The 1,343-nt window shown below is 67.5% G+C and carries 1 protein-coding gene; it reads right to left on the bottom strand.

What is annotated here, in order from left to right:
* Positions 1-1,338, bottom strand: a 1,338-nt coding sequence (locus ADK64_RS06640) for a carotenoid oxygenase family protein (protein ID WP_053656030.1), incomplete at its 3' end; no start/stop codon positions are given.
* Positions 1,339-1,343 lie beyond the last annotated feature (5 nt).

The raw sequence follows: 1,343 nt of genomic DNA, 5'->3' as shown, positions 1-1,343 counted from the left end.
GTCGGGGATCCAGGTGCCGTGGAGTCCGGCGCTGACGCGGTGGGGCAGGTGGATGGTGGCGACGTGGTTGAGGCCGGAGGCGTCGAGGATGAGTAGGTGTGAGGTGTCCTGCTTGAGGTCGGAGATGACGGTGAGTAGGTAGCCGTCGTCCTCGCGGGTGGTGTTGGTGGCGGGGACGAAGAGGGCTTCGCTGGGCATTCGGGCGTCGCCGGCGTGGTGGATGCGGCGGGCGCCGGTGGTGCGGTCGTACTTGGCGATGCCGTAGCCGCCGTAGCCGTTCTCGTCGGGGAAGGAGATGGCGTATTGGTAGCGGTGTTCGGTGCCCAGGTAGTTCTCGTTGAGGGTGGGGAACTCCACTGGCAGGTCGTCGGTGATCTCTTCGTCGACGGTGCCGGTGGTGGTGTCGATGACCCATCGGTGGGTGTAGGAGCGGGAGACGGGCTCGGTGCCGCGTCCGGGTGTGCCGGTCCACCAGTTCCAGGAGAGGTGGAAGCCCTCGCGGTCCACGGTGGGGCCTTCCAGGACGATGCGGTTGTGGCTGTCCTCGTAGGCGTTGGCGACGTGCAGCATGTTGCCCGGTTCGGTGGAGAACCAGCGGATGTGCTGGGCGCCGTCGGTTCCGCGGGGCATGACGCCGATGCGGGAGGGCTGCTGGTCGCTCCAGCTGTAGGGGATGCCGGAGTGCTCGGTCGGGTCGAAGGTGACGTTGCCCTCGATGAAGACGACGTGGCGGCGGGTGAGGGCGAAGTCGTGTTTGAGGGAGGCGGTCGCTCCGGGGATCTCGGCGTTGTGGATGATCTCGCCTTTGGTGTCGGCGACGTAGTAGGTCAGGTAGGGCGGGAAGGGTGAGGAGCCGAAGAAGTGGAGTTCTCCGGTCACGGGGTCCTCTTTGGGGTGGGCGGTCATCGCGGTGCGGAGTTTGCCGTCGAAGTCGTAGGCGCCGACGGTCTCGAGTTCGGGGGTGAGTTCGAAGGGGAGGTTGGCCTCGCACAGGGCGAGCAGGCGTCCGGCGTGTTCGATGATGTGGGTGCCGGCGGCGCTGGCGGTGAGGTCGGGTCCGTGGTCGGTCATGTAGGGGGCGCCGTTCAGGGCGGGGGTGTGCACCCAGCGGTTGCGGTACCACTGGGCGCGGCCTTCGCGCAGGCGGATGCCGTGGACCATGCCGCTGCCCTTGAACCAGTGGGTCGGGGTGATGCCGGGCTTGGGGTTGTGGCCGTTGCGGAGCAGTCGGCCGGTCAGCTCGGGGGGCAGGGTGCCCTCGACGGTCAGTTCGGTGGCGGTGACCTCCTCGGCGACGGGAGTGAAGTGACCGGTCAGATAAGGCTTGTCAGTGGTCATGGCAG

This window comes from Streptomyces sp. MMG1121, from assembly GCF_001280015.1.
GTDB lineage: Bacteria > Actinomycetota > Actinomycetes > Streptomycetales > Streptomycetaceae > Streptomyces.
This window is presented reverse-complemented; position numbering and strand designations above follow the sequence as displayed.